The sequence below is a fragment of the Alkaliphilus transvaalensis ATCC 700919 genome (assembly GCF_000621485.1).
GTDB lineage: Bacteria > Bacillota > Clostridia > Peptostreptococcales > Natronincolaceae > Alkaliphilus > Alkaliphilus transvaalensis.
Map to the genome: position 1 here is coordinate 33,759 of NZ_JHYF01000001.1, position 23,224 is coordinate 56,982.

Annotated in this window: 22 protein-coding genes and 1 tRNA gene; 21 read left to right on the forward strand and 2 right to left on the reverse strand. The window is 34.4% G+C overall.

Annotated elements, in window-relative coordinates; genetic code table 11:
- Positions 1-121 precede the first annotated feature (121 nt).
- From selA to T335_RS0100235, 15 genes are all read left to right on the forward strand, one after another.
- The gene (gene selA, locus T335_RS0100165) at positions 122-1,525 is read left to right on the forward strand and encodes an L-seryl-tRNA(Sec) selenium transferase (protein ID WP_026475727.1); all 1,404 of its coding nucleotides are present in this window, start codon (positions 122-124) and stop codon (positions 1,523-1,525) included.
- A 12-nt stretch (positions 1,526-1,537) separates the two neighbouring features.
- Positions 1,538-3,433, forward strand: a complete 1,896-nt coding sequence (gene selB, locus T335_RS0100170; RefSeq protein WP_026475728.1) for a selenocysteine-specific translation elongation factor — start codon at positions 1,538-1,540, stop codon at positions 3,431-3,433.
- Positions 3,434-3,629: 196 nt separating this feature from the next.
- The gene (locus T335_RS0100175; protein ID WP_026475729.1) at positions 3,630-4,319 is read left to right on the forward strand and encodes a response regulator transcription factor; all 690 of its coding nucleotides are present in this window, start codon (positions 3,630-3,632) and stop codon (positions 4,317-4,319) included.
- A 28-nt stretch (positions 4,320-4,347) separates the two neighbouring features.
- Positions 4,348-5,733 (forward strand): sensor histidine kinase, encoded by a 1,386-nt coding sequence (locus T335_RS0100180; protein ID WP_242837231.1) that lies wholly within the window; start codon positions 4,348-4,350, stop codon positions 5,731-5,733.
- A gap of 36 nt (positions 5,734-5,769) precedes the next feature.
- Positions 5,770-6,645 (forward strand): GerMN domain-containing protein, encoded by an 876-nt coding sequence (locus T335_RS21420; RefSeq protein ID WP_051569044.1) that lies wholly within the window; start codon positions 5,770-5,772, stop codon positions 6,643-6,645.
- A 79-nt stretch (positions 6,646-6,724) separates the two neighbouring features.
- Positions 6,725-7,519, forward strand: coding sequence for a MerR family transcriptional regulator (locus tag T335_RS0100190; RefSeq protein ID WP_026475731.1), 795 nt, complete (start codon positions 6,725-6,727; stop codon positions 7,517-7,519).
- A gap of 141 nt (positions 7,520-7,660) precedes the next feature.
- Positions 7,661-9,586, forward strand: coding sequence for an FAD-dependent oxidoreductase (locus T335_RS0100195; RefSeq protein WP_026475732.1), 1,926 nt, complete (start codon positions 7,661-7,663; stop codon positions 9,584-9,586).
- Between the two features lie 124 nt (positions 9,587-9,710).
- A complete protein-coding gene (locus T335_RS0100200; RefSeq protein WP_051569046.1) occupies positions 9,711-10,634 on the forward strand; it encodes a DUF4846 domain-containing protein in 924 nt (307 codons plus the stop codon).
- 151 nt (positions 10,635-10,785) lie between these two features.
- Positions 10,786-12,039, forward strand: a complete 1,254-nt coding sequence (locus T335_RS0100205) for a DUF418 domain-containing protein (protein WP_026475734.1) — start codon at positions 10,786-10,788, stop codon at positions 12,037-12,039.
- 94 nt (positions 12,040-12,133) lie between these two features.
- Complete coding sequence (locus tag T335_RS0100210; protein WP_026475735.1) at positions 12,134-12,541, forward strand: fosfomycin resistance glutathione transferase; 408 nt, start codon at positions 12,134-12,136, stop codon at positions 12,539-12,541.
- Positions 12,542-12,589: 48 nt separating this feature from the next.
- Complete coding sequence (locus T335_RS0100215) at positions 12,590-13,036, forward strand: hypothetical protein (RefSeq protein ID WP_026475736.1); 447 nt, start codon at positions 12,590-12,592, stop codon at positions 13,034-13,036.
- A gap of 24 nt (positions 13,037-13,060) precedes the next feature.
- The gene (locus tag T335_RS19500; RefSeq protein WP_034327360.1) at positions 13,061-13,330 is read left to right on the forward strand and encodes a sodium ion-translocating decarboxylase subunit beta; all 270 of its coding nucleotides are present in this window, start codon (positions 13,061-13,063) and stop codon (positions 13,328-13,330) included.
- Positions 13,331-13,344: 14 nt separating this feature from the next.
- On the forward strand, positions 13,345-14,268 hold the full coding sequence (locus tag T335_RS0100225) for a prenyltransferase/squalene oxidase repeat-containing protein (RefSeq protein WP_026475737.1): 924 nt from the start codon (positions 13,345-13,347) through the stop codon (positions 14,266-14,268).
- A gap of 522 nt (positions 14,269-14,790) precedes the next feature.
- Complete coding sequence (locus tag T335_RS0100230) at positions 14,791-15,663, forward strand: VOC family protein (protein WP_026475738.1); 873 nt, start codon at positions 14,791-14,793, stop codon at positions 15,661-15,663.
- A gap of 163 nt (positions 15,664-15,826) precedes the next feature.
- A tRNA-Sec gene (locus T335_RS0100235) sits at positions 15,827-15,923 on the forward strand.
- A gap of 400 nt (positions 15,924-16,323) precedes the next feature.
- Here the strand turns inward: T335_RS0100235 and T335_RS0100240 are convergent.
- Positions 16,324-16,896: a hypothetical protein gene (locus T335_RS0100240; protein WP_026475739.1), complete on the reverse strand. Its 573-nt coding sequence runs from the start codon at positions 16,894-16,896 to the stop codon at positions 16,324-16,326.
- Between the two features lie 330 nt (positions 16,897-17,226).
- Between T335_RS0100240 and T335_RS0100245 the strand changes: the two genes are divergently transcribed.
- Positions 17,227-18,249 (forward strand): homoserine dehydrogenase, encoded by a 1,023-nt coding sequence (locus T335_RS0100245; protein ID WP_026475740.1) that lies wholly within the window; start codon positions 17,227-17,229, stop codon positions 18,247-18,249.
- A gap of 48 nt (positions 18,250-18,297) precedes the next feature.
- Here T335_RS0100245 and T335_RS0100250 read toward each other — a convergent pair whose 3' ends face one another.
- On the reverse strand, positions 18,298-18,498 hold the full coding sequence (locus T335_RS0100250) for a DUF378 domain-containing protein (RefSeq protein WP_026475741.1): 201 nt from the start codon (positions 18,496-18,498) through the stop codon (positions 18,298-18,300).
- 572 nt (positions 18,499-19,070) lie between these two features.
- Between T335_RS0100250 and T335_RS0100260 the strand changes: the two genes are divergently transcribed.
- From T335_RS0100260 to ruvB, 5 genes are all read left to right on the forward strand, one after another.
- Positions 19,071-20,261, forward strand: coding sequence for a hypothetical protein (locus T335_RS0100260; RefSeq protein ID WP_026475743.1), 1,191 nt, complete (start codon positions 19,071-19,073; stop codon positions 20,259-20,261).
- Between the two features lie 76 nt (positions 20,262-20,337).
- Positions 20,338-20,985 carry a BofC C-terminal domain-containing protein gene (locus tag T335_RS0100265; RefSeq protein ID WP_026475744.1) on the forward strand — a complete coding sequence of 216 codons (648 nt, stop codon included), beginning with the start codon at positions 20,338-20,340 and terminating at the stop codon, positions 20,983-20,985.
- Between the two features lie 104 nt (positions 20,986-21,089).
- Positions 21,090-21,584 carry a crossover junction endodeoxyribonuclease RuvC gene (ruvC, locus tag T335_RS0100270; protein WP_026475745.1) on the forward strand — a complete coding sequence of 165 codons (495 nt, stop codon included), beginning with the start codon at positions 21,090-21,092 and terminating at the stop codon, positions 21,582-21,584.
- A 17-nt stretch (positions 21,585-21,601) separates the two neighbouring features.
- Entirely contained in the window at positions 21,602-22,198 is a 597-nt protein-coding gene (ruvA, locus tag T335_RS0100275) for a Holliday junction branch migration protein RuvA (protein WP_026475746.1), read from the forward strand.
- Positions 22,199-22,211: 13 nt separating this feature from the next.
- On the forward strand, positions 22,212-23,222 hold the full coding sequence (gene ruvB, locus T335_RS0100280; RefSeq protein ID WP_026475747.1) for a Holliday junction branch migration DNA helicase RuvB: 1,011 nt from the start codon (positions 22,212-22,214) through the stop codon (positions 23,220-23,222).
- Positions 23,223-23,224 lie beyond the last annotated feature (2 nt).

Here is a 23,224-nt window from a genome sequence, read left to right on the forward strand (position 1 = left end):
AAGCCTGGTGGTAAATTCCACTAGGTTAATTTATGCACGTTAGAGCAAGAACATCTTATAGTATACTAATTAGTAAAATATGCTATAATTTAGAGGAAGATTTTTATGAGGAGTGAACTGAATGAATAAGGGAAAATTACTTAGCACACTACCTTCAGTTGATGAGCTGCTAAATCATGAAGAAGTGATTAATATATTGGGGGAGATCCCTAGACGTGTTGTATTGTCAAAAATTAGAGAGAGTATTCAAAGAGAAAGAAATAAGGTCCTCAGTATGAAGGAGGACAAGCTACAGGATTATCGGATTGATGTAGAAGGACTTGTTAAATTTATCGTAAAGTCTTGTTACGAGTTTATGGAAATGAATTTAAGGGAAGTAATTAATGGAACAGGTGTTGTTTTACATACAAACTTAGGTAGAGCACTATTAAGTGATGAAATAAAGGAAACGGTTTGGTCGGTAGCTTCGGGCTACTCTACTTTAGAGATTAATGTTAATACAGGAAAACGGGGAAGTCGCTATAGTCACGTTGTCGATATTATTAAAAATATAACAGGAGCAGAAGATGCTATGGTGGTTAACAACAATGCAGCCGCTGTATTGTTAGTATTGGGGACAATGGCTAAAAATAAGGAAGTAATTGTTTCGAGGGGAGAACTAGTAGAAATAGGAGGTTCCTTTCGAATTCCAGAGGTAATGGAGCAAAGTGGGGCTAAATTGGTTGATGTAGGCGCCACAAACAAAACCCACCTAAGGGATTACGAAAATGCCATTAGTGAAGACACCGCTGCTTTATTAAAGGTTCATACCAGTAATTATAAAATCCTTGGTTTTACCCATGAGGTTTCCCTTAAAGAGCTGGTTGAATTGGGGAAGAAAATCAATATTCCAGTAGTAGAAGATTTAGGTAGCGGCGTGTTAATCAATCTTCAGAAATATGGATTAAGCTACGAGCCAACTGTACAGGATAGCGTTGAAGCTGGTGTTGATATTATTACCTTCAGTGGAGATAAGTTGCTGGGAGGACCCCAAGCAGGAATCATTATTGGGAAAAAATACTGGATAGATAAAATGAAGCAAAATCCATTAACTAGAGCCTTTAGAGTTGATAAACTAACAATGGCAGCATTGGAAGCTACCCTTAAGTTTTACTTAAATGAAGATGAGGCAATTAAAAAGCTCCCTACCTTAAGAATGATTACAGAAGGAATTGAACCTATTCGCCAGAAAGCTGTTGAATTAATGAATGACCTATTGAAGGAAAAGTTAGATTTGTCTATTGAAATGATGGATGATTTTTCTCAAGTAGGAGGGGGCTCTTTACCCCTTGAAAAGTTACCAACAAAAGTACTACAACTAACTTCTCGAAAGCTAACGGTGAACCAGCTGGAAGAGAAATTAAGAATGCAGCCAACCCCCATTATTACACGAATTCAAGATGATAAATTAATTATTGATCTTCGTACAATAAAAGAAAGGGACTATAGCTTTATTTGTGAAGCCTTAAAAAGGGTTTTAAGTTAAGGAGGGAATCTAGTGAAACACATCATAATCGGGACGGCAGGACATATAGATCATGGGAAGACAACTTTAATTAGAGCCTTAACTGGAAGAGATACTGATCGTCTAAAAGAGGAAAAGAAACGTGGAATTTCAATTGATTTAGGATTTACCCATTTTGACCTTCCTAGTGGGAAAAGGGCAGGGATAATAGACGTACCTGGCCACGAAAAATTTATTCGTAATATGTTGGCTGGTGTAGGTGGTATGGATATTGTTATGCTAGTTATTGCTGCCGATGAAGGGGTTATGCCTCAGACTAGAGAGCATTTAGATATTCTTTCACAGTTGAAGATAAAAAAGGGAGTTATCGTGTTAACTAAGGTTAGTTTGGTTGATTCAGATTGGCTAGAGTTAATTAAAGAGGATATTAGGGAAAAAGTGCAGGGAACATTTTTGGCAGAAGCAGAAATTCTGATGGTAGACTCAATTAAAGGAACAGGAATTCAAGAGTTGGTAGAGAAAATAGATTGCCTTACTGAAGAAACCGAAAGTAGAGACATACAATCTCCAGCAAGGATGGCTATAGATAGGGTATTTACGATTACTGGTTTTGGTACAGTAGTGACTGGAACCCTAATTGAAGGGAAAATAACTGTTGAAGAAACTTTAGAGATTCTACCTGACCATGTAAAGGTAAGGATTCGTAATATACAGGTCCATGGTAAATCTGTTGAGACTGCCTATGCAGGCCAAAGGGTGGCAATTAACTTAGCTAATGTGAAGAAAGAAGATATTGAAAGAGGTCAAATATTAGTTCAGGTAAACTCTATGGAAACAACGATGATGTTGGACGGTAAGATACAAGTCTTAAAAAACTATCCAAGAAAGTTGCAAAATAGAGATAGGGTAAGGTTGTATCATGGTTCTACTGAAATACTTGCAAGGGTAGCCCTGCTAGATCAAGAAGAATTAGGGCCGGGGGATACTGGGTTAGTTCAATTAAGATTAGAGGAAGAAACTGCTGTAAAAAAAGGAGACCATATTGTTGTTCGCTTCTATTCTCCTATGGAGACCATAGGGGGATTTGTGGTGATTGATTCAAATCCTAAAAAGCATAGACGTTTTAATGAAGAGGTTATACAAGAGCTAAAAATGAAGGAAAAGGGAACGCCAGAAGAAATTTTAGAGAAAAAAATTGAAAGTATTAGTAGTGATTTTCCAGATGTATCATTGTTAGCTAAGATGACTGGGCAACAATCGTCTGAAATCCATGGGCTTCTTGAACCCCTTGTTGAGAAAAATCGTGTATTACAATTGGAAGATGACTATATTATCCATATTAAATATTACGAGAAACTTAAAAAACAGATTATAGAGCTACTTTCAATATATCATCAAGAGAACCCATTAAGAAAAGGAATACTTAAGGAAGAATTGAAAAGTAAAGTTTTTCCTAAGAAAAAAGCAAAGGTTATTGATGCTTTAATTGAAGTATTACAAAAAGATGAAGTGATAAAAGTTAGTGAGAAGTTTGTAGCCCTCTATCATTTTGAAATTCAAATGAACGAAACTCAACATAAAATTAAAGACAAAATAATCGAAGCCTTTTTAAGAGAACCCTATAGTCCTCCTAAAATTGAAGATGTGATAAAGGAACTTAACTTTAAAAAACAAGAAATAGATCAAGTTGTTGAGATTCTAATTGGTAATGAGTTGATTAGGCTAAATGCTGAAATCATCATAGATCGAGAAGCATTAAAAAAGGCACAGGATAATTTAATCACCTTTATAAAAGAAAAGGGTAGTATCACTTTAGCAGAATTTAGAGATATGTTAGATACTAGCCGTAAATATGCAGTTGCTATATTGGAGTACTTTGATAATAATAAGATTACTAAGCGGAATGAGGATACCAGAGTTCTTTATTAATGATCTTATTTAAGTATTCATGGCAAAAACTATTTAAAGACAGTGGCTCATTAGTCACTGTCTTTATAAGGTAATCTTTCTCCTTTCCATAGAGTTAAATATTGTATATAATGGTAGGTAGAGAAAGAAACGGACAACCCAAAGAGCAGTTAAAATACCTTATTTTTGGAATAATAATAATTAAGAGGTGATTGTAATGGCAAATAGAATTTTAATTGTTGATGATGAGCCAATATTAGTAAAGGGGTTAAAATATAGCTTAGAACAGGACGGTTATGAAGTAATTACTGCGGTTGATGGTGAAGAAGCCCTCGAAAAAGCCAGAAACGAAAAGATAGATTTGATCCTATTAGATTTAATGTTACCAAAGATTGATGGATTACAGGTCTGTCAAAGGATTCGTGAAGACCAGCAAACGCCAATCATAATGCTTACGGCTAAAGGTGAAGATATGAGCAAAATTTTGGGGTTAGAATACGGTGCCGACGATTATTTGACTAAGCCTTTTAACATATTGGAGCTTAAGGCAAGGATTAAAGCTGTATCAAGGAGGTTCCAAAATAATGACAATAGTACCGTAGATAGGATTATTAAAATAGATGATTTTAAAATGAATACATTAGGTAGAAAAGTATCCATAAGAGACGTTGAAATTAACCTTACTGCAAAGGAATTTGACCTTCTTCTACTATTAGCTTCCAACCCAGGCAAAGTTTATGCAAGAGAAGAACTTCTAGAAATAATTTGGGGTTATGAATATTTTGGAGACCTTAGAACAGTTGACGTGCATGTAAGGCGCTTAAGGGAAAAAATAGAAAAAAACTCCAGTCATCCAGAATATATTTTGACAAAATGGGGGGTAGGGTATTATTTTAGGAACAAGTAGCAAATTTATAAGTATTAGGTGGAAGCTTTTGTCCACCTATTTATTATTACTTATTATTGCTTTGATCATCATTAATATCTTTGTTTATGAAACAATAAAAAACAACTATATTGCAGAACGGGAAGTAAGTTATATAGCCCAAGCCAATATTTTATCTAATAGAATAAGGCTGTCAATTAATGAAGAGGAAGAGGCCTTCGATCAACTTCTTTTAAGTCAAATGATGGAGGAAGTAAGTCGCCTAATTGATGGTCGAATTCTTGTAGTTGATAGAGGGAATCAAGTAATGTACGACTCCCTACATGACTACAAAAATCAGTATGTGGATTTATTAGAGGTGGATAGAGCCCTTAAGGGAGAAAATATTGCTAATATCTATGAACTAAGCAAATATGGTAAAACAATGTATATAGGGGTACCGATTACTTATTATGAGAAAATTTTAGGGTCGGTATTTTTATCTGTATCTCTTGAAGGGACTTATCACCGACTAAATAATATTAAAAATTTTCTTCTCATTATATCCTTTATGACGCTGGTTTTAATTGCAACAATCAGTTTGCTTTTTTCAAATTTAATATCGGGGCCCATTAAACAATTAACTGAAGCAATGCAAAAGACGGCCCTTGGGAAGCTAAATGAGAAGGTAGAACTGGAAGGAAACGATGAAATAGGGCAATTAGGTAAAGCCTATAACTATATGAGTACAAAGTTAAGCCATATCGAAAAACAAAGACAGGATTTTGTCGCTAACGTATCCCATGAGCTAAAAACCCCCTTAAGTTCAATGAAGTTACTTTCAGAGTCGATTCTAACTCAACCAGATACGCCGATTGAGGTCTATAGAGAATTTTTACAAGATATTGATAGTGAAATAGATCGATTAAATGAGATTATTGAAAGTTTATTAACTATGGTTGATATGAATGAGGAAAAGCTACAATTAGACTTCGAACTAACCTATGTTAATTATCTAGTTGAAAAGGTAGTCCATAGTATCAAACCATTGGCTGATAAAAAGAATATAAAAGTACTAGTTAATCAATGGGAAAAAATCCAGATCTATTTAGATAAAGGTAAAATATATCAAGCTTTAATGAATATCATCTATAACGCTGTAAAGTATACTGACGATGGTGGCAAGGTTGTAGTCAGTATATTGAAAGAAGGAAAATATGTAGTTATTAGAATCGACGATAATGGAATTGGTATACCTGAAGAAAGTTTACCCTATATCTTTGAGCGGTTTTATAGAGTAGATAGTGCTAGGTCAAGAAAGACAGGTGGTACAGGTTTAGGTTTATCAATATCCCATCAAATTATTAGTCTACATCAAGGGTCTTTAGAGGTAGAAAGTAAGGTAAATGTAGGTACATCCTTCTCCATAAAGTTACCAATGCAATTGAATCCATAACTGTAGTATAATAATATCAATTTAAGGGGGTGCCATATGAGAAAGAATATTTGGCTAACACTTTTTCTGATTTTTCTTTTTGTTATATTAATGACCCGATGTGTTGGTATCCAATATTTAGATGATGATATTGGAAAAGCTCCCTTGGAAATAGCCCCAAATCGTGAAAGGACAGTTGAATTGGTTAATATTTATTTTGCTAATGCTGAAAATGAATATTTAAGTAGAGAGCAACGGGCGGTTGAACGAACGGTAGAATCTAAGGAGGAAGCCCTTTTAAGGGAATTAATTAATGGACCCAGAAATAGAACCCTTTCTCCTACCATACCTCCACAAACGAGGTTTTTCTCAGTTTTAACTGTTAATGGCACCAGTTATGTAAATTTTTCACGGGAGTTTGTAACTAATTTCAGAGGTGGAGAAATGGCAGAAACAACTACCATCTATTCGATCGTCAATACCCTAACAGAATTAGAAAATATTAAAGAGGTACAGATTTTAATAGAAGGAGAACGAATTGATAAATATCAGTCTAATTTATCCTTAAAGGAGCCCTATATCCGAAATGAAAGGATAATTAACAAACCATTCCCAACACCTATAGAAGTATTACAAAGCTATCTTACCAATATAGCTGATGAGAATTATCGATGGGCATTCGATGAAATCTATCGTCCCCTTGAATACAATTTAGATTACTCAATATTCTATCAGTATATACGATCTTATAAAGCTGATGTTGAGGCATTTACTATTGATTCATATATTATCACGAAAACAGAAGATGGGGGGATCATCTCTTTAGACTATCATGAGAAATTAAAAAATGGAGATGTGGTAGAATACAAGGAAAAAGCATTTCAATATAAAAATGATTTAGGTGAATGGAAATTGGTCTTTGAGCCCTTTTAAGGAGGGTAAATAAAATGAAACCACTTAGAGGGATAACCTTTGGTGGTTTTATGTTCATTAGACGCAAAGGAGGGTTAACATGAAATATTCCATAGGAGAATTCTCAGATATGTTAGGGGTTACTGCCGATACCCTTAGGCTTTATGAAAAACATGGAATCATAAAACCAACTAAAAATAGTAAAAATTACCGATTTTTTAATGATTTAGATGCACGTAATCTCTTAATTAGTCGCTGGTATAGAAGTATTCAAATCCCCCTTCAAGATACTGCAGAACTTACAAAGGTTTCTTCTATCAATGGTATTTTAGATAAAATGGAAGGTATACAAAAAAATTTAGCTGAAGTAGTTCGAAGAAAGACGCTGCTTTTAAATAAAATTACTGAAATTAACCAAGAGATAAAGGCTATAGAAGAATCAATCAATCGATGTAAAATAAAAGAAATTTCAGGGATCTATCGTTTAAAACAAACCGATAAAAATACCCTATTAAAAGACCCTGCCTTAAGAAAAATTGTAACTAAATGGATGGATACCCTACCTTTTACATTTTATTGTTTTAGAATAGAAGAAGTAAATGATCTCTTTCGGTATAGCTGGGGGCTAGCTATTTTAGAAAATGAGGTATTAGACCATGGGATTGAAGTCAACGATAATGTTGAATACATACAGCCAAATACCTATCTTTCATCTGTTATTTTCCTTTCTGAAAAGGAGAATATTACGAAGGAATCCTTAGATTTTATGCTGGATTACATAAAGGAACATCAGTATAGCATTACAGGAGATATTATAGGGAAGATTATACTTCCAGAAAAAACAGATGGGGAAAATCACTATTACATAGAAGTAAACATCCCAATTTCAGGCTAAACTCATTTTTTTTAGTTCGTTTTTTAACAAACTTATTGACCTTGGAGTAGGACCAAGGTTTAAACTATTTCTATAGTCCAGCTTATCCTAGAATAAAGGTAGGTTAGGAGCTATTCAATAATAGAAATAGGAGGAACAAGAATGAGCAAGAAAAGAACGATCAACAGGATGTTTATTTATTCAATTTGTATGTTGATGTTAATATCCCTGTTAAGTGGATGTACTCAAGAATTAACAACCCCCTCTATAGGAGGATATACAGAAGGGGTCTATCAGGTTGAAGGAAAGGGTTTTGGTGGACCAATACTTGTCGAAGTTACCTTTAGTGAAACAGAAATAACCGATATAGAAATTATCAGTCATTCAGAAACCGCAGGTCTAGGTGATGCTGCCTTTGACAGAATTAAAGGACAGGTATTAGCGGGGCAAACCCTTGCCGTTGATGTTGTTTCGGGGGCAACGGCTTCAAGTAAAGGATTATTAGAGACCCTTGAAGATGCTGTTAATAAAGCTGGCGGAGATGTTGAAGCATTAAAAGCCAATACCTTTAAAAGACCTGGAGAGGGTGTTGTAGAAAAATTAGAAACCGACGTTGTTGTAATAGGAGCAGGGGCTTCGGGAGTATCAGCTGCTATTGCAGCTGCAGATGAAGGGGCAAAGGTGATTATTCTTGAAAAAACTGCTGTAATTGGTGGGGCAAGTAACCTATCATGGGCAGGAAAATTCTATAACTCCTCTGTAGCTGTTGAAAATGGACTGGTAATAGATCAAGAAAAGGAAATTAGTGACTGGATAGAAGATAACCATTGGAGAGTGGATGCTTCTGTCATTAGGAAGTATGTAACTGAGTCAGGAAAAGTTTATGATTGGTTAAAGGACAAAGGTTATGTTACTCAATTCCTTAATTTCTCTGGAGAACAAATGCATGCTTTACCAGCTTATGATACTAGAGAAGCTACCTTAAGGGAGATGTTGGCAGATTCCGTAGAAAAACAGGGTGGAAAAGTCATAACAGAAACAACAGCTCAACAATTAATAACAAATTCCGATGGCGAAGTAATCGGAGTAGTTGCAGAAAAGGCCGATGGAACTAGGTTAGAAATAACGGCTAAAAGTGTTGTTATGGCAACAGGAGGATATGCAGCTAATGCAGAGATGGTAAAAGAGTACTTTGGTTTTGAAGGTGTTAATGGTGGTTTGGGACAAAATGTTGGAGAAGGAATTAAAATGGCTTGGGAAGCAGGGGCAAGGGTTCCTGATAATATTGGAGGACAAATGCTTCATCAAACCTTAGCAAGGGCGACAACAAAATTAAAAACTCAATATGATTCCTTTGAAGCAAGTTATCCCCTAATGCTAACTTATCTTCCAAATTTTATTAATGTTGGTACATCTGGGGCTAGATTTAGGGATGAAGCCGCCACATTAAAAGCAGTAGCGGCAGCCAATACCAGTGCTTTTCATGGTTCTCACCATTATGTAATTATTTCTCAGACTCAACTTAACACCCTAATGGCAGAAGGAATGGCAGGAGTAAAAGCACCAAGCCTTCCAGGAATGCCACCAGAATTCTATGCAGATTTTAGAGAAAAATTTACTTTAGAGAATCCTTGGATTAATGCTGATGAAGTATTTGATTCCATGGTGGAAAATGGTCATGGATTTAAGGGAAATACCCTTGAAGAATTAGCCATTGCTGCAGGAATGGATGTAGCTGTTTTTGTTGATACAGTTAGAAACTATGAAGAAGCAACTTCAACAGGTGTTGATATGGAGTTCGGTAAATCTCCTGATTACTTATTGCCACTAGGAGAAGGGCCCTATTATGCTATTATTGCAGAAGTAAATAATTTAGGCTCAATTGGAGGAATTATTGTAAATCGTAATTTCCAAGTGTTAAATGATGAGCGTGTGCCAATTAAGGGGTTATATGCTGTTGGAGTAGAGGCAGCTGGGGTTCTTTATAACGACACTTATGTAGGAAATGGAGTTGGAATAGGATACGCCTTTACTTCAGGTCGCCTTGGTGGAGAGTATGCCGCTATTAGCGCCTTGAAAAAAGAATAAATAAGCAAGAAGAAAAGACTGGAAAGAACCAGTCTTTTTTTCATATCTGTAATTAATTTACAAAAAACAGTTTATAGGGTAAGATAGAGTTAGCTTTAGTGATTACTATATAAAGGAGAAAAAAATGAAAAGAGAAAATAAAAAGTTTATTAACTGTATAACTCTACTATCTATACTTTTATTAATGGTTGGATGTAGTGGAGATTCTTTGAAGGATCAGGATACTAAAGATAAAAAAGAGGAGATAGTGGTTGAAGCACCAAAGGCTGAAATAGACCAAGAAGAGAACTTTATCATAGAGGATGGAGCTCATATAGAGACAAGAATATTACCTCCATTAAATTTTGTGAGGGTAGCTGTAGAGGAGGGTTCCTTTGGTGCTTATTTACGGGGGCTACCTTTAAAGCCCCATGGTTCGCCAGTATTATACTACAATGGCGTTGAGAAAACAAAAAGCAATGTTTATATGGCAGTTATTGATATGGAGATCGGAGACCGTGACCTACAGCAATGTGCAGATGCAATTATCCGTCTTAGGGGAGAGTATTTGTATGAAATAGGGGATTACCATCGAATTCATTTTAATTTTACCAATGGCTTTAGAGTAGATTATAGTAAATGGATGGAGGGTTATCGGATTGTTGTGGAGGGAAACCGAAGCTACTGGCAAAAAAGAACAGAAGCTTCTAACACCTATCAAGATTTTAGAAGATATATGGATATTATTTTTGCCTATGCTGGTACAATTTCATTGGAAGCAGAGTTAGAGACAGTAGATTTCAATGAAATGGAAATAGGAGATATTTTGATACAAGGAGGAAGCCCTGGCCATGCAGTTATTGTTGTAGATATGGCGATTAATGAAGGAACAGGAGAAAGACTATTTTTATTGGCCCAGAGTTATATGCCAGCCCAAGAAACTCAGATTTTAGTTAATCCTATAGATGAAAGGTTGAGTCCATGGTACTCCCTAGATCAATCTGGTGATAAGATTGTTACCCCCGAATGGACTTTTAAGAGGGAAGACTTGAAAAGATTCCCAGAGTAAATAAAGGGAAAAAGAAAGGAAGTTAAATTATTTAATTGTGGAGACTTTATAGATAATTTATATAAATGCAAAACGAAAACCCACATAATAAACATATAAAATCATAGTTATGGGAGTATGAAATTCATTAAATAAGTAAGGAGGAAAAGAAATGACAGAAATTAATGGAGAATTGGCGAAACCTGTTTCGACCAAAGAGAGAATTAAAGAATTAGATATTGTTAGGGGATTTGCCCTTTTTGGTGTGCTATTAGTTAATATGGTGATGTTTAATTCAACACTGTATGCTACAGCCTATGGAAAGATCGCTTCCTATCTGCCCCTTTCAAATCCATTAGAATTAGATTTATTGTCTAATAGAATTGCAGCAATGTTAATCCAAGTTTTTGCTGAAGGAAAGTTCTACACCATTTTTTCATTTTTGTTTGGTTTAGGTTTTTACATATTTATTGAAAGGGCTGAGGCGAAAACGAATTCACCCAAGAAGCTTTTTTTACGTCGTTCTATTATTTTATTTTTGTTTGGGGTTCTTCATTTCGTTTTTGTATGGTATGGTGATATTTTACACACCTATGGACTAGTAGCCTTTATATTAATTCTTTTTAAAAATAGTAAAGTAAAGACTGTTAGAAATTGGATCATTATACTATTGACCTTTTCATTATTAATGATTGCCGGTTTTGTAATCTTAAATGACTTCATTGAATTATCAAACTCTGGGATATTTCAAGAAACTAATCTTAGTATGCAGCTAATGGCAGAAGAATCTATCGAAATTTATACTAATGGGTCCTATGGAGAAATTGTAGGCTATAGAGTAACTAAGGAATTACCGATAATACTTGCTAACTTAATTGGGATCGCTCCTAAAATTCTAGGGATGTTTTTAATCGGTTTATATGTGGGTAAGAGAAAAATACATGCTAGTTTACAAGAACATAAGGCCATTATAGGTAAAAGTTGGAAGATTACCGGGGTAGTAGGATGGCTTTCCACTATAGCCTATGTCCTTATTCAGCTCAATATCATTAAACTGAATCCTGTGGTAAATAATGGGGTGATACACTTATTTAAAGAGATGGCCACCATTTTCTTATCTTTATTTTACATGACTAGCCTTGTGCTATTATATCAAAAAGTTAACTTTAGAAAATACCTTCAGCCTTTAAGTTATATGGGGCAGATGGCTTTAACAAATTATCTTATTCAATGTATTCTATGTTCTTTAATTTTCTATGGTTATGGAATAGGTCTTGCTCAGAGGATTAGCATAACATCAATTATTTTACTGACACTATCTATCTACTTTGGGCAAATGTTATTCAGTAAAGCCTGGTTAAAGAAATTTCAATATGGTCCCTTTGAATGGCTATGGCGGTATTTGACTTATAAGGGTTCGATATAATTTAATTATGAAGAAACTGCATCTTCAAATGAAAATAAATTGGATATAGATAATGTAATTTTATATAAAATAACGAGGTTTTAGGAGGAATAATATGATCAATGGAATAAACCATATTACATTTGCTGTCAAAGATCTAAATAAGTCAATACATTTTTATGTAGACTTATTAAAACTGAAGCTGGTTGCCCAATGGGATAAAGGCGCATATCTATTGGCTGGAAACATTTGGATTGCCCTTAATCTTGATGAGAAGGCCAGAAAGGAACCTAATCAAGATTATACCCACGTTGCTTTTAATGTGCTTTCAACTGATTTTCAACAGTTGAAGAATGAACTTGAAATTGCTGGGGTTAAGACCTTTAAGGAAAATACTTCTGAGGGAGATTCCTTCTATTTTTTAGACCCCGATGGCCATAAATTAGAATTGCACTATAATACGATTGAGGATCGGCTAAAGTGGGCAAAGGAAAATGATTGGAATACTTTTGAAATTAAATAGAAAATGAAATGGCAAATGACAAGAAGTGAACAGAAAGAGGAGAATCAAATGGGTAGAAAATTATCAAATAAATGGATTGGTATTTTAACAGTAATAGCTTTTATATTTGCTGCCTTTGGTTATACCTATATTGAAATGAGGGTGATGGAGCCCTATGTTGTAGCCAATAGTATCATCAGTGATGCAAGGGAGAATGGTGACCCCACTAGGATATTAGATGAGGATGAGTGGAATCGCCTAGAGAAAGACTCAAAATACAGCTTAAGGCGGGAAACAATAAGTTGGGATGAACTTCAGACTTTTATACAGAGAAGTGAAGTTAAGGGATCTTCTACTGGAGGCCCTTCATTACTAGATTGGCTGCTGGTTTTTAACCAAAGGGAAAAAGTAGTAGAGTTATATACCTATGACGAAAGTGGCCATGAAAATGGACGCATTTCCCTTTTAATGGTGAAGCGTAATAGAGAATGGAAGTTAGGTGGAAAATTAAATTAGTCTATTTTTAAGGGGGAATAGTGATTGAATAAGGAACTTATGAAAAAGATAGTGCTGTCCCTTACGGTAATTACTTCAATTATTACAGTTATGAATGTTTTTCTACCAAGGTTATTTTTCAATATCCTTTTAGGGAAAAAAGAAGCATCTTCTATCGGAATTATAGGGGGAGCAGATGGTCCAACAGCAATTTTTTTAGCAGGAAAGACTTCTTTTAACTTCATGGCGTATATTGTAGCCTTTATTGCTATAGGGGGAATCATCTACTTAATTATGACTAGAAAAGAAATTTAGAAGGAGGGGAATATATGAAGAGATTGAAAAAGGATGTATTTATTCAAGCTAAAGAATCAATAATGGAATTTGGGAGACCATTAGAAAAAACTCTCTTTAAACATTATTTTGAGGAAGCTTCAGGGGATAGCATAATTCAAGATTTAAAGAAGTTTCAGAATGATGACGGTGGCTTTGGTCATGGGCTAGAATCAGACTTTAGGCTGCCCTACTCTTCACCAATGGCAACGTCTGTTGGCGTAAGACATTTATCTGAAATAGATGATCATCCAGAAGCTAAGGTAATGATTAAAAAGGCCCTAGGATATCTAGAAAAATCTTTTGATGATAAGAGGAATGGCTGGTTTGCAGTTCCAAAGGAGGTTAATGATTTTCCCCATGCTCCGTGGTGGCAATACAACCATGAAGAAGGGATGACAGTAATTGATAGAAGTTGGGGAAACCCTTCTGCTGAAATCATTGCCTATTTATATAAGTACAAAGAATATGTAGAAAAACTAGATGTAGATGATCTTGTAGAATATGCTTTAAAATCTATAGAAAAGAAGGAAAGCTTTCAGTCTGAACATGAAATATACTGTTATATTAAGCTATATGAAACTTTACCAGACCAACATCGTAAAAGGCTAGAGGTAAAAATTGCTGAAGCGGTAGATCAATTAATTGTATATGACGATGAGAAGTGGTGGGATTATGTCCCTAAGCCACTGGATTTTGTAAAGGACTCTATGGCCAATCCTTTTGGTGTTTTAGAAGAAAAAGTAAATAACCACCTAAACTATACAATTAAGGAATTAGAAAAAGAAGGTAAAGTTTTTCCTCCATGGGGAGAAGAATTTTATTTAACAGATTTAAAAATAGCTTATCATGAGTGGATTGGTGAATTAACCTTAAAGGCTCTAATGAGCCTTGATAAATTCCACAGGTTGGAAAAATAAAAAATATCTTGATTTAATACTTTTTAGGTAAAGCGTACTTAAATGAGGAAATTGTATAATTAATATTAAATTTATATTAATGCAAAATGAAAACTTCGCTGATTAGTGTTCAATGAGTAATATAAATGATGTTAGAAACTTTCATACTAACAGTTTAATATTATAAACATTTGTAATTAGTATTAAAGTTTATAACAAAGCGACTGCCTCGAAATCTAAGATTTCGGCCATCTGCTTTTCACAATGCACGACTCAGCTTTCACCTTTGCATAAAACGAATATAAATTCAGGTTTATGGTATTATGCAATTTCCTCAAATATTAGTTATAGTGTAAAAAAATTACAAAATGGATAATAGCAGATAATGTGTAAAATTATGATAGAGAAATAAATTCCCTTGTCATACCAATGGTAGCTTGAATGGACTACCATTATTTTTTGAAAAAATTATCTAGTTTAATTAAAGGTGAAGGAAGGTATATATAATAAAACTAGGCTTTCTAATAAAGGAAGGTGTTTATTATGTCAAAATACCATCGTCAACCTAATCTATTTGTAGGTCAAATTGAAATAAAGGTAAGTAAAATCGAAAGGTCCCTTAGATTTTACCAGGATATCTTAGGTTTTAGCATATTAGAGAAGGGTGAAGATAAGGTGCTTCTAACAGCAGATGGGAAGAAGCCATTAATCACCATTCACCAGCCTAAGGGAGTCCTTCCAAAGGAAGAGAGAACAACAGGGTTGTACCATATAGCGATTTTACTACCTCAACCGTCTGACTTAGGTGCAATATTAAAAAAATTAATTGCAGAAGGCTATCCATTACAGGGTGCCTCCCATCATGGAATAAGTGAAGCCATTTATTTACAAGATCCAGACGGCAATGGTATAGAAATTTATACAGATACTCCAGACTCTACATGGGTATGGGAAAATGGGCTCATTGTTGCAGAAGGAAAAGCATTAGATATGGAGGCCCTTCTTTCGAAGGCAGAGGAGGAAGAGTGGCTAGGGATGCCCCAAGAGACATTACTGGGACATATTCATTTAAGTGTTGCAGAGTTGAAGGCTGCAGAGGAATTTTATCGGAAGGGATTAGGCTTTGATATTGTGATGAGTTATCCAGATCAAGCAATCTTTTTTTCCACTGGTGGATATCACCACCATGTAGCTGTTAATGTCTGGAAGGGTTTAGGAGCACCAGCACCTAAAGATAATAGTGTGGGATTGGGATTTTTCACCCTTATGTTTCCTAACGAGGGAACAAGGGAAAAAACAGTTAATCACTTGAAGGAACTTGGATATTTAATACAAATGGAAAATGGAATTGTAACAGTAGAAGATCCCTCAAAAAATAAAATAAAACTTATGGTATGTGAAGCGAATAGACAATAGTTAATAATTAAGTTTAAATAGAAAGACGGTAAAACGCTATTCGTTATAAGAAAGTTTGATAGAACATAAGCTTTTATCTTGGAAAATAAACATAATTTAAGTTGATATCAAAAAACATGTATGCTATAATGTTCTAGTGTCAACAATCAGTAACATAACATAAGGGAGTAGATGGGTGCTGGTGTGCCCTCTGGTCTTCAAAACCAGTTCGAGGGGTTAATAGCCTCTTGGGTGGGTTCGATTCCCACGTACTCCCGCCAATATCTCAAATCTAGGGGCTATCTTAAAATGATTTTTACAAATCATTAAAGGTAGCGCCTTTTTTCTTTGATTACAAAAAAACTACCCATAATTATTAAGTTTCTTAATTATACGTAGCGTTAAAGGTATTTTATTCACAACCAAAAACAATGGCTTTCGAGTCATAACCCTGATATTTTGAAAACTACCTAAATCCGTCAGGAATCAATGGTAGGTTGAACTCCTGCTGGCTAAAAAGATTAAAACCCTTAAGGTTTTATTAAGCGGTCTTTGGCTGAAGCATAGTGATCCCAAGTCTATTGTTAATTATTTTCTAATGCAGTTTTGACTTTAAAAAGAATTAAGAGAAGGTAATCGCCTTCTCTTAATATAAGCATTTATAAATTCTGAGGATACTGTTTAATTCCCCAACAATAAATTTTTTTCGATAATCTCAATAAATTCTTGCTTTTCATATACTTGAAACCAGCTTCTATAGTTTAATTGGACACCAAACTTATCTTCTAACATTGACATTGCATTAATACTATTACCAGTATTTTTCACTATATTAGAGATAAGGTCATCAATAACAATATCACCTTCATTTTGTTCAATTGCAATGGCTAAATCTTCGATATCATTTTTTATACTTAATGAGAAATACCTTAAGTCAGGTACTTTTTCGATAGCCTTTGGAAAATGTCCCATAAAACTATAATGCACTTTCTCTAATTCATTTGCATATATTTTTAATATTTCAGGTTCAATGGCTTGTTTATAGGTATCTTTAAGGTAATGGTGAATGTGGAGGGGTGTTGTATCTAATAGCGTTGTTGTCTCAAAGTAAAAATGTCGACCTAAATCATTTTTTAATCTCAAATTAGTATGATAAGTTTGGAAACTAAAAACTAGTAATAGAATAATTGATAGTATGGAAATTAAATGTATGGTTACTCTTTCTTTTAACTTCTTAATTATATTTTTATTCAAATCAAACACGCCTCCTTAAAGTGTTCTTATTTTATTATAATTTCCTCATTTAAATTATATCTCGTTAGCTTTTAAATAGTCAAATATTTCAAAATAACCACAACAAAACATTTACCATTTAATAACAGACATATAATCTAAAAATAAAACCAAAATAATACCAACAAGAAGATATGGGATGAATCTACAGGATTAGTTCGAGCATAAATACGCCAAAAGACTAAATGATTCCCTTATCTTCTTGTTATTTTTATGTTTAGATAATTTGACATACGAAATAGAAGTGGGTATGATAACCCTATGAGTAAAGAAATGTAAGGGGGAAGCTATGTGATTAAAATAGCAATATCTGGCCTTGGAAAAGTAGGGATAGAATTTATTAAAATTCTGAAAGAAAAAAGAAAAGAATCCAAAGAAAAGTATGGAATAAAATATAAAGTAGTGGCAGCAGTAGGAAGTCAATGGGGAATAGTAAAAGATGAGGGGATTGAACTGGATCTTCTTCTAACAGGGAAATATGGTTCAGAACTAATAAAAAGCACAGGATTAGCAAAAGAAGAATATCGAGGAATCTACGGAATTATGAGGACCAAGGCAGATGTATTAATTGAAGCTTCACCAACAGTTATAGAAGATGGAGGAGCAGCATTAGATCATCTAAAAGAAGCCATAAAGAAAAAAATGGATATCATCACATTAGCTAAGGGTCCATTAGTATTAGCATTTGATGAGTTAATGGAAGGTTGTAGGTTAAATAAAAAAAGCTTTAAATTTAGTGGAACGACAGCTGCAGCATTGCCAACAATTGATATTGGTGAAGGAAGTTTGGCGGGTTGTGAAATTAAATCTATCGTAGGAATTTTGAATGGAACAACAAATTATATATTATCAAAAATGATGGATGAAGAGAGATCCTTTGAAACCTGTCTACAAGAGGCCATAGAGGCAGGAATAGCAGAGAAAAACCATCATCTTGATACTAGTGGCTTTGATACAGCATGTAAAATTTTAATACTAGCAAAGGCCCTCATGGGATCAAAAAAGCAGCTAGGGGATATCATAATAAAAGGGATAGAGGATGTTACGCTTCAAAATGTATTTAATGCCAAAGAGTCCAACGGAACAATTAAGCTCATAGGTAGAGCATATCGGTTAGATGGAGATATCCAAATAGAGGTTGCACCGGTGGAATTATCTTCGGAACATCTTTTAGCACAAGTTAATTACAAAAATAAAGGAATATTATTTGATACAGACTTAATGGGAGAAATCGCTGCAATAGGCGGTAAATCTGATCCTAGAGGAGCAGCGGCAGCTGCTTTTAAAGACTTAATTAACATCTATAGAAAATAGATACAAAAAATAATATTACCCTTAAGAGACAAGGGTAATATTTATTGATTATTCTCTTTCAGTTGTTCTTTCTCTAAACAATAAGCTGATACAATATGCACCTGCTACCCCAACTAAGGTATATACAATTCTACTTAAAAGAGCTTCTTGTCCTCCAAATAATGAGGCAACTAAGTCAAAGCGGAATAAACCAATTAAGCCCCAATTTAAAGCACCAATAATGACTAAGATAAGAGCCAGTCTATCCATACTAAATCAACTCCTTTTTTTAATGTATCTGTATTGGTGTATCAATTATAGTATGGTTGTTTTTAAAAAAATAATACTCTCCGATTACATATTGATTTGTACTTTTCGTGTTGAATAAAATAATAAATAAGACCCACAAGTGAAGAGACCAATAATTAATCCTTCAATAGCCATATAATGAAAAGACATGTAGACTGTAGTACCAAAAATTGAAAGACTCCAGGAAGTGAAGAAGAACTTTAAAATAAAACCTACCAATTTCCATTGATAAAATGCAAATAAAAAGGTTCTTACAAGGATACCAGAGAGAAAGATCAATCCCAATAAAAAACAAAAAAAGCTAAAAAAATATTCCTTCGGATAAAAAAATACTTCTTTGAGGCTAAAAATACCTTTGTATTCTCGGCCAGCGTAGGCAGGAATTACAACAGGGATTAATTTAAACAAATAAATACTATTTATGAAAAAGAATAGTTCTGTTAATAATAACAAGGGATTAATTTCTATTAAGTATACTTTTTTCATATTACTCCTTTCAAATATTCCCTACAGACTATATAAGGAGGATCTTAATGTCAGAAAATAGAAAATTAACAGTTTTAAAGGGTGGAAAAACTAACAGTAAAGGTAGATATCTTTTTCATTCGGCTATTGGTACCAAAACACGATTAATGGGAGTTGTCGCCCTTAAACTTCATTGGGTTGGAGAAGATAATCATTTTGTTCAGTGGTTTCTATTAGATGCAGAAGAACATGGAATCTATGACTATATCAGTACAAAGACAGCTTCTATTGAAGAGACTGATCGGTATACAGGACAATTTATGGGGAATCTTGGTGGTGAGGCAATTCCCCTCACTAGAAAAGAAGCTTTTTTTCTTATTCAAAGATTTGCTAAAGATAATAAAAGATTTAGAAAGCCTCTTCCAAGACCAGAAGGTTATCAATTTATTTTAAAAGCCTTTGTTAATCTCAAAAGTGAAGAGATTAGACGGTTAAATGAAAAAATTTTTGAAGAAATTGTACAACCTCCCCAACTAATCAATTTCTTCATTATGAGGACAATTGCAAAGGATTTTGAAGGGATGGACTATTTATTAGATTATACTCATTTATCCCAAAAGGATATTAGCAATTATATGCCTCTAAAGAAGGCTGGAGTATTACTAAAAAACAATATTAAGAATACAATACAACAAGATCAATATATTACCTACACGATTGTAGAAGTAAAAGGCAGTTATTACCGTCTTAAGTGGAGGGTTACAGTGACAAAAACTAGTGGAACCTACAGAATTAAAGATGCCAAAATTTTAAGAAGACAGTTGATCCCTCCAGAGGAAGTAGCGGTTGAAATTCAAAATCCAGAATACATAAATTTATATCGTATTAAGGGTAATTTAGAGAAAATTGATCAAACACTAAAGGACCCTGCCCATCAGTTTATTAGGTATAAATTCCATCAAGGGATCATGTATGTTGCATTTCATAAAAATAACAATCATGTATTAAGATATCTATATCATATCGGTGGAGATATAAAGGCCATCTACTTTATTAATCACTTTAATCAATTAATTGCTTGTTATTATCATCAAGATGACTTAGAGGCCATTAAGGATTTATTAAAAGACCCTTTAACTGATAAAGAAATTGAACTAATAGAAACCTATGAAAAAAAGGGCTCTATTATATATGAATATGCGGAAGCTGAAGAAGTAGACTTTTTTGAATACATAAACAGCTTGACGGAAGATAGATGATACAAACCTACCCCTATGTATAAAATATTATAAAATGGTTAAAATAACCTCCAGAGAGATTAAGGAGGTTTTAATCGTGAGACGAAGAAGAAATACTAAATATTTCGTTGGACTCTTTGTTGTATGGTTATGCATTGGGGCAGCAGGATTTTTGGTAGGTTACTATGTATCTTCAGATAGAGATAGTAAACCACCAATACATATAGGAGAAGAAGTTCCCTTTGATGTAGATGTAGAATTAGGTACAGACAATTTTGCTGAGAAAGAGCAAGAATCAAATAATGATGATCAACATGTTGCTAGCCAACGGGTAATAATTAGTGAGGATACAAGAATCATCTTTCGTACGAGATATGAAAAGTGTCAAAGTATAATAGATGAGGTAATGGAACCCTTAAGTGATATGTTAGGGTTAAATAGGACAGAATTTAATGATTTTATTGTGACAAATTTTGAGGGATGGAACCAGGTGGGTTTTTCCCATGAAGAAGTAATTGTTTTCCAGAGTAAAGACCAGTTTTGCCCTAAACATTTTTGGGTTTCTCAAGAAGATGGATATATTACAGTATATCAATTTGATGAGAGGGGTAATAAAAATATAGTAGAAAAGACCCGTATCCCCATTTCTACACTTCCAAAAATTGATCAAGATCGCTTGATTAATGGAATTCCTCTACCGTCAAGAGAGGCAGTAGATAACTTGTTGGAAGATTATAGTGGATAAAGCCTTCTAAATAGAGGGCTTTTTTCTTTTTCCATGTCGCATTTTAAGAGGTATTATGTTAAACTTAATAAAGTAAATATATCAAAATATACAGGGGGACAACTATGATTATTTTAGGAATTGACCCAGGCATCGCAATTATGGGTTACGGAATTATCAATTATGAAGGAAATCGATTTAAACCAATACACTACGGTGCTATCAAAACCCCCAGTACCATGTCTACTGATATGCGTCTAAAGGAAATATACGAAGGTCTTATCGAAATAATAACTACCTATCGACCAGATGCGATTGCAATAGAAGAACTTTTCTTTAATACTAATGCAAAAACAGCCATTCAAGTAGGACAAGCTAGAGGAGTAGCGGTTTTATCAGCAGCTCTTCAAAATATTCCAGTGTTTGAATATACACCACTACAAGTAAAGCAAGGGGTAGTGGGTTATGGAAGGGCAGAAAAGAATCAGGTACAGCAAATGATTAAAGCCTTGTTAAACCTTGAAAAGGTTCCGAAGCCAGATGATGTTGCTGATGCCTTGGGGGTAGCCATTTGTCACGCCCATTCAGGTAATTTTAAAGAACTCTTTAGAGTTAAGTAGCTATTGGAGGGATTAACATGTACGAATACATAAAGGGCGTTGTGTCAGAAATTATTTTAGATAAAATTATACTAGAGAATAATGGCATTGGTTATCGTATTAATAGTACTATGAATAGTGCAGGACAAATACGAAAAGGTGATGAAACCTTAATCTATACATACTTAGTAGTAAGAGAAGATGAGATGAGTCTATATGGTTTTACAACCCGTCATGAATTAGAATACTTTAAACATTTAATATCTGTTTCGAAAATTGGGCCTAAGGTGGGGGCCGCTATTTTATCTACCTACACACCTCAACAATTAGGAGCCTATATCATTAATAAGGATATTAATGCCATTGCTAAATCTCCTGGTGTTGGGAAAAAAACTGCAGAAAGAATTGTTTTAGAGCTAAAAGATAAAGTTAAAATTACACCATTAGAAACATTGACAATGGAACCAGAACTGTTGAAATTGGCTGATGCAGGAACGGATCATGAAGTGTTAGATGCTCTAATGTCTTTAGGGTATAGCCGTATAGAAGGAGAAAAGGCAATTAAAGCAATTTATAATGAGCAGGATTCTACAGAAGAATTAATTAAAAAGGCACTTAAATGGCTGGTTAGATAAGAGGTGATAGAGGATGTTTAACGAAGCAGAAGACCGAATTATATCAAGTCAACAAAGGGAAGAAGACCATGATGTAGAAGGTGGTTTAAGACCTCAATATTTAGACGATTATATGGGGCAAGAAAACGTAAAGGAAAGACTTAAAATATTTATCGAGGCAGCAAGACTCCGGAAAGAAGCCCTTGACCATGTTTTACTATATGGGCCTCCTGGGTTAGGGAAAACTACCCTTTCTCATATTATTGCCAACGAAATGAATGTGAATATTCGTATAACCTCTGGTCCCGCTATTGAAAGAGCAGGAGACCTAGCGGCTATCCTAACAAATCTTCAGGAAAATGATGTCCTTTTTATTGATGAGATCCATCGTCTAAATCGTGCTGTTGAGGAGATTCTTTATCCTGCCATGGAGGATTATGCTTTAGATATTATTATTGGGAAGGGTCCTAGTGCTAGGTCAATTCGCCTTGATCTGTCTAAATTTACACTAATTGGTGCTACCACAAGGGCAGGGCTATTAACTTCTCCTTTGAGGGATCGTTTTGGTGTAATTTGTAAGTTAGAGTTATATAATACAGAACAGTTAACCGATATTGTAGTTCGTTCTGCTAATATTTTGAAGGTGGAAATTGAAGAATTAGGCGCTAAAGAGATCGCCACAAGGTCAAGGGGGACCCCAAGAATAGCAAATCGATTATTAAAGCGGGTTAGGGATTATGCCCAAGTAAAAGCTAATGGGGTGATCACGAAAGAAATTGCCTGTCAAGCATTAGAATTATTAGAAATAGATTACTTAGGCTTAGACAGTGTTGATAAGAAAATGATTAAAACCATGATTCAAAACTTTAAGGGGGGACCGGTTGGGCTAGATACTTTATCAGCATCGACGGGTGAAGAAAGGAACACGATAGAGGATGTATATGAGCCATATCTTTTGCAACTTGGTTTTCTAAATAGAACACCAAGGGGGCGTGTCGTTACCGAAAAAGCCTATAAACACTTTAATATTCCATACGGGGAGTAGAT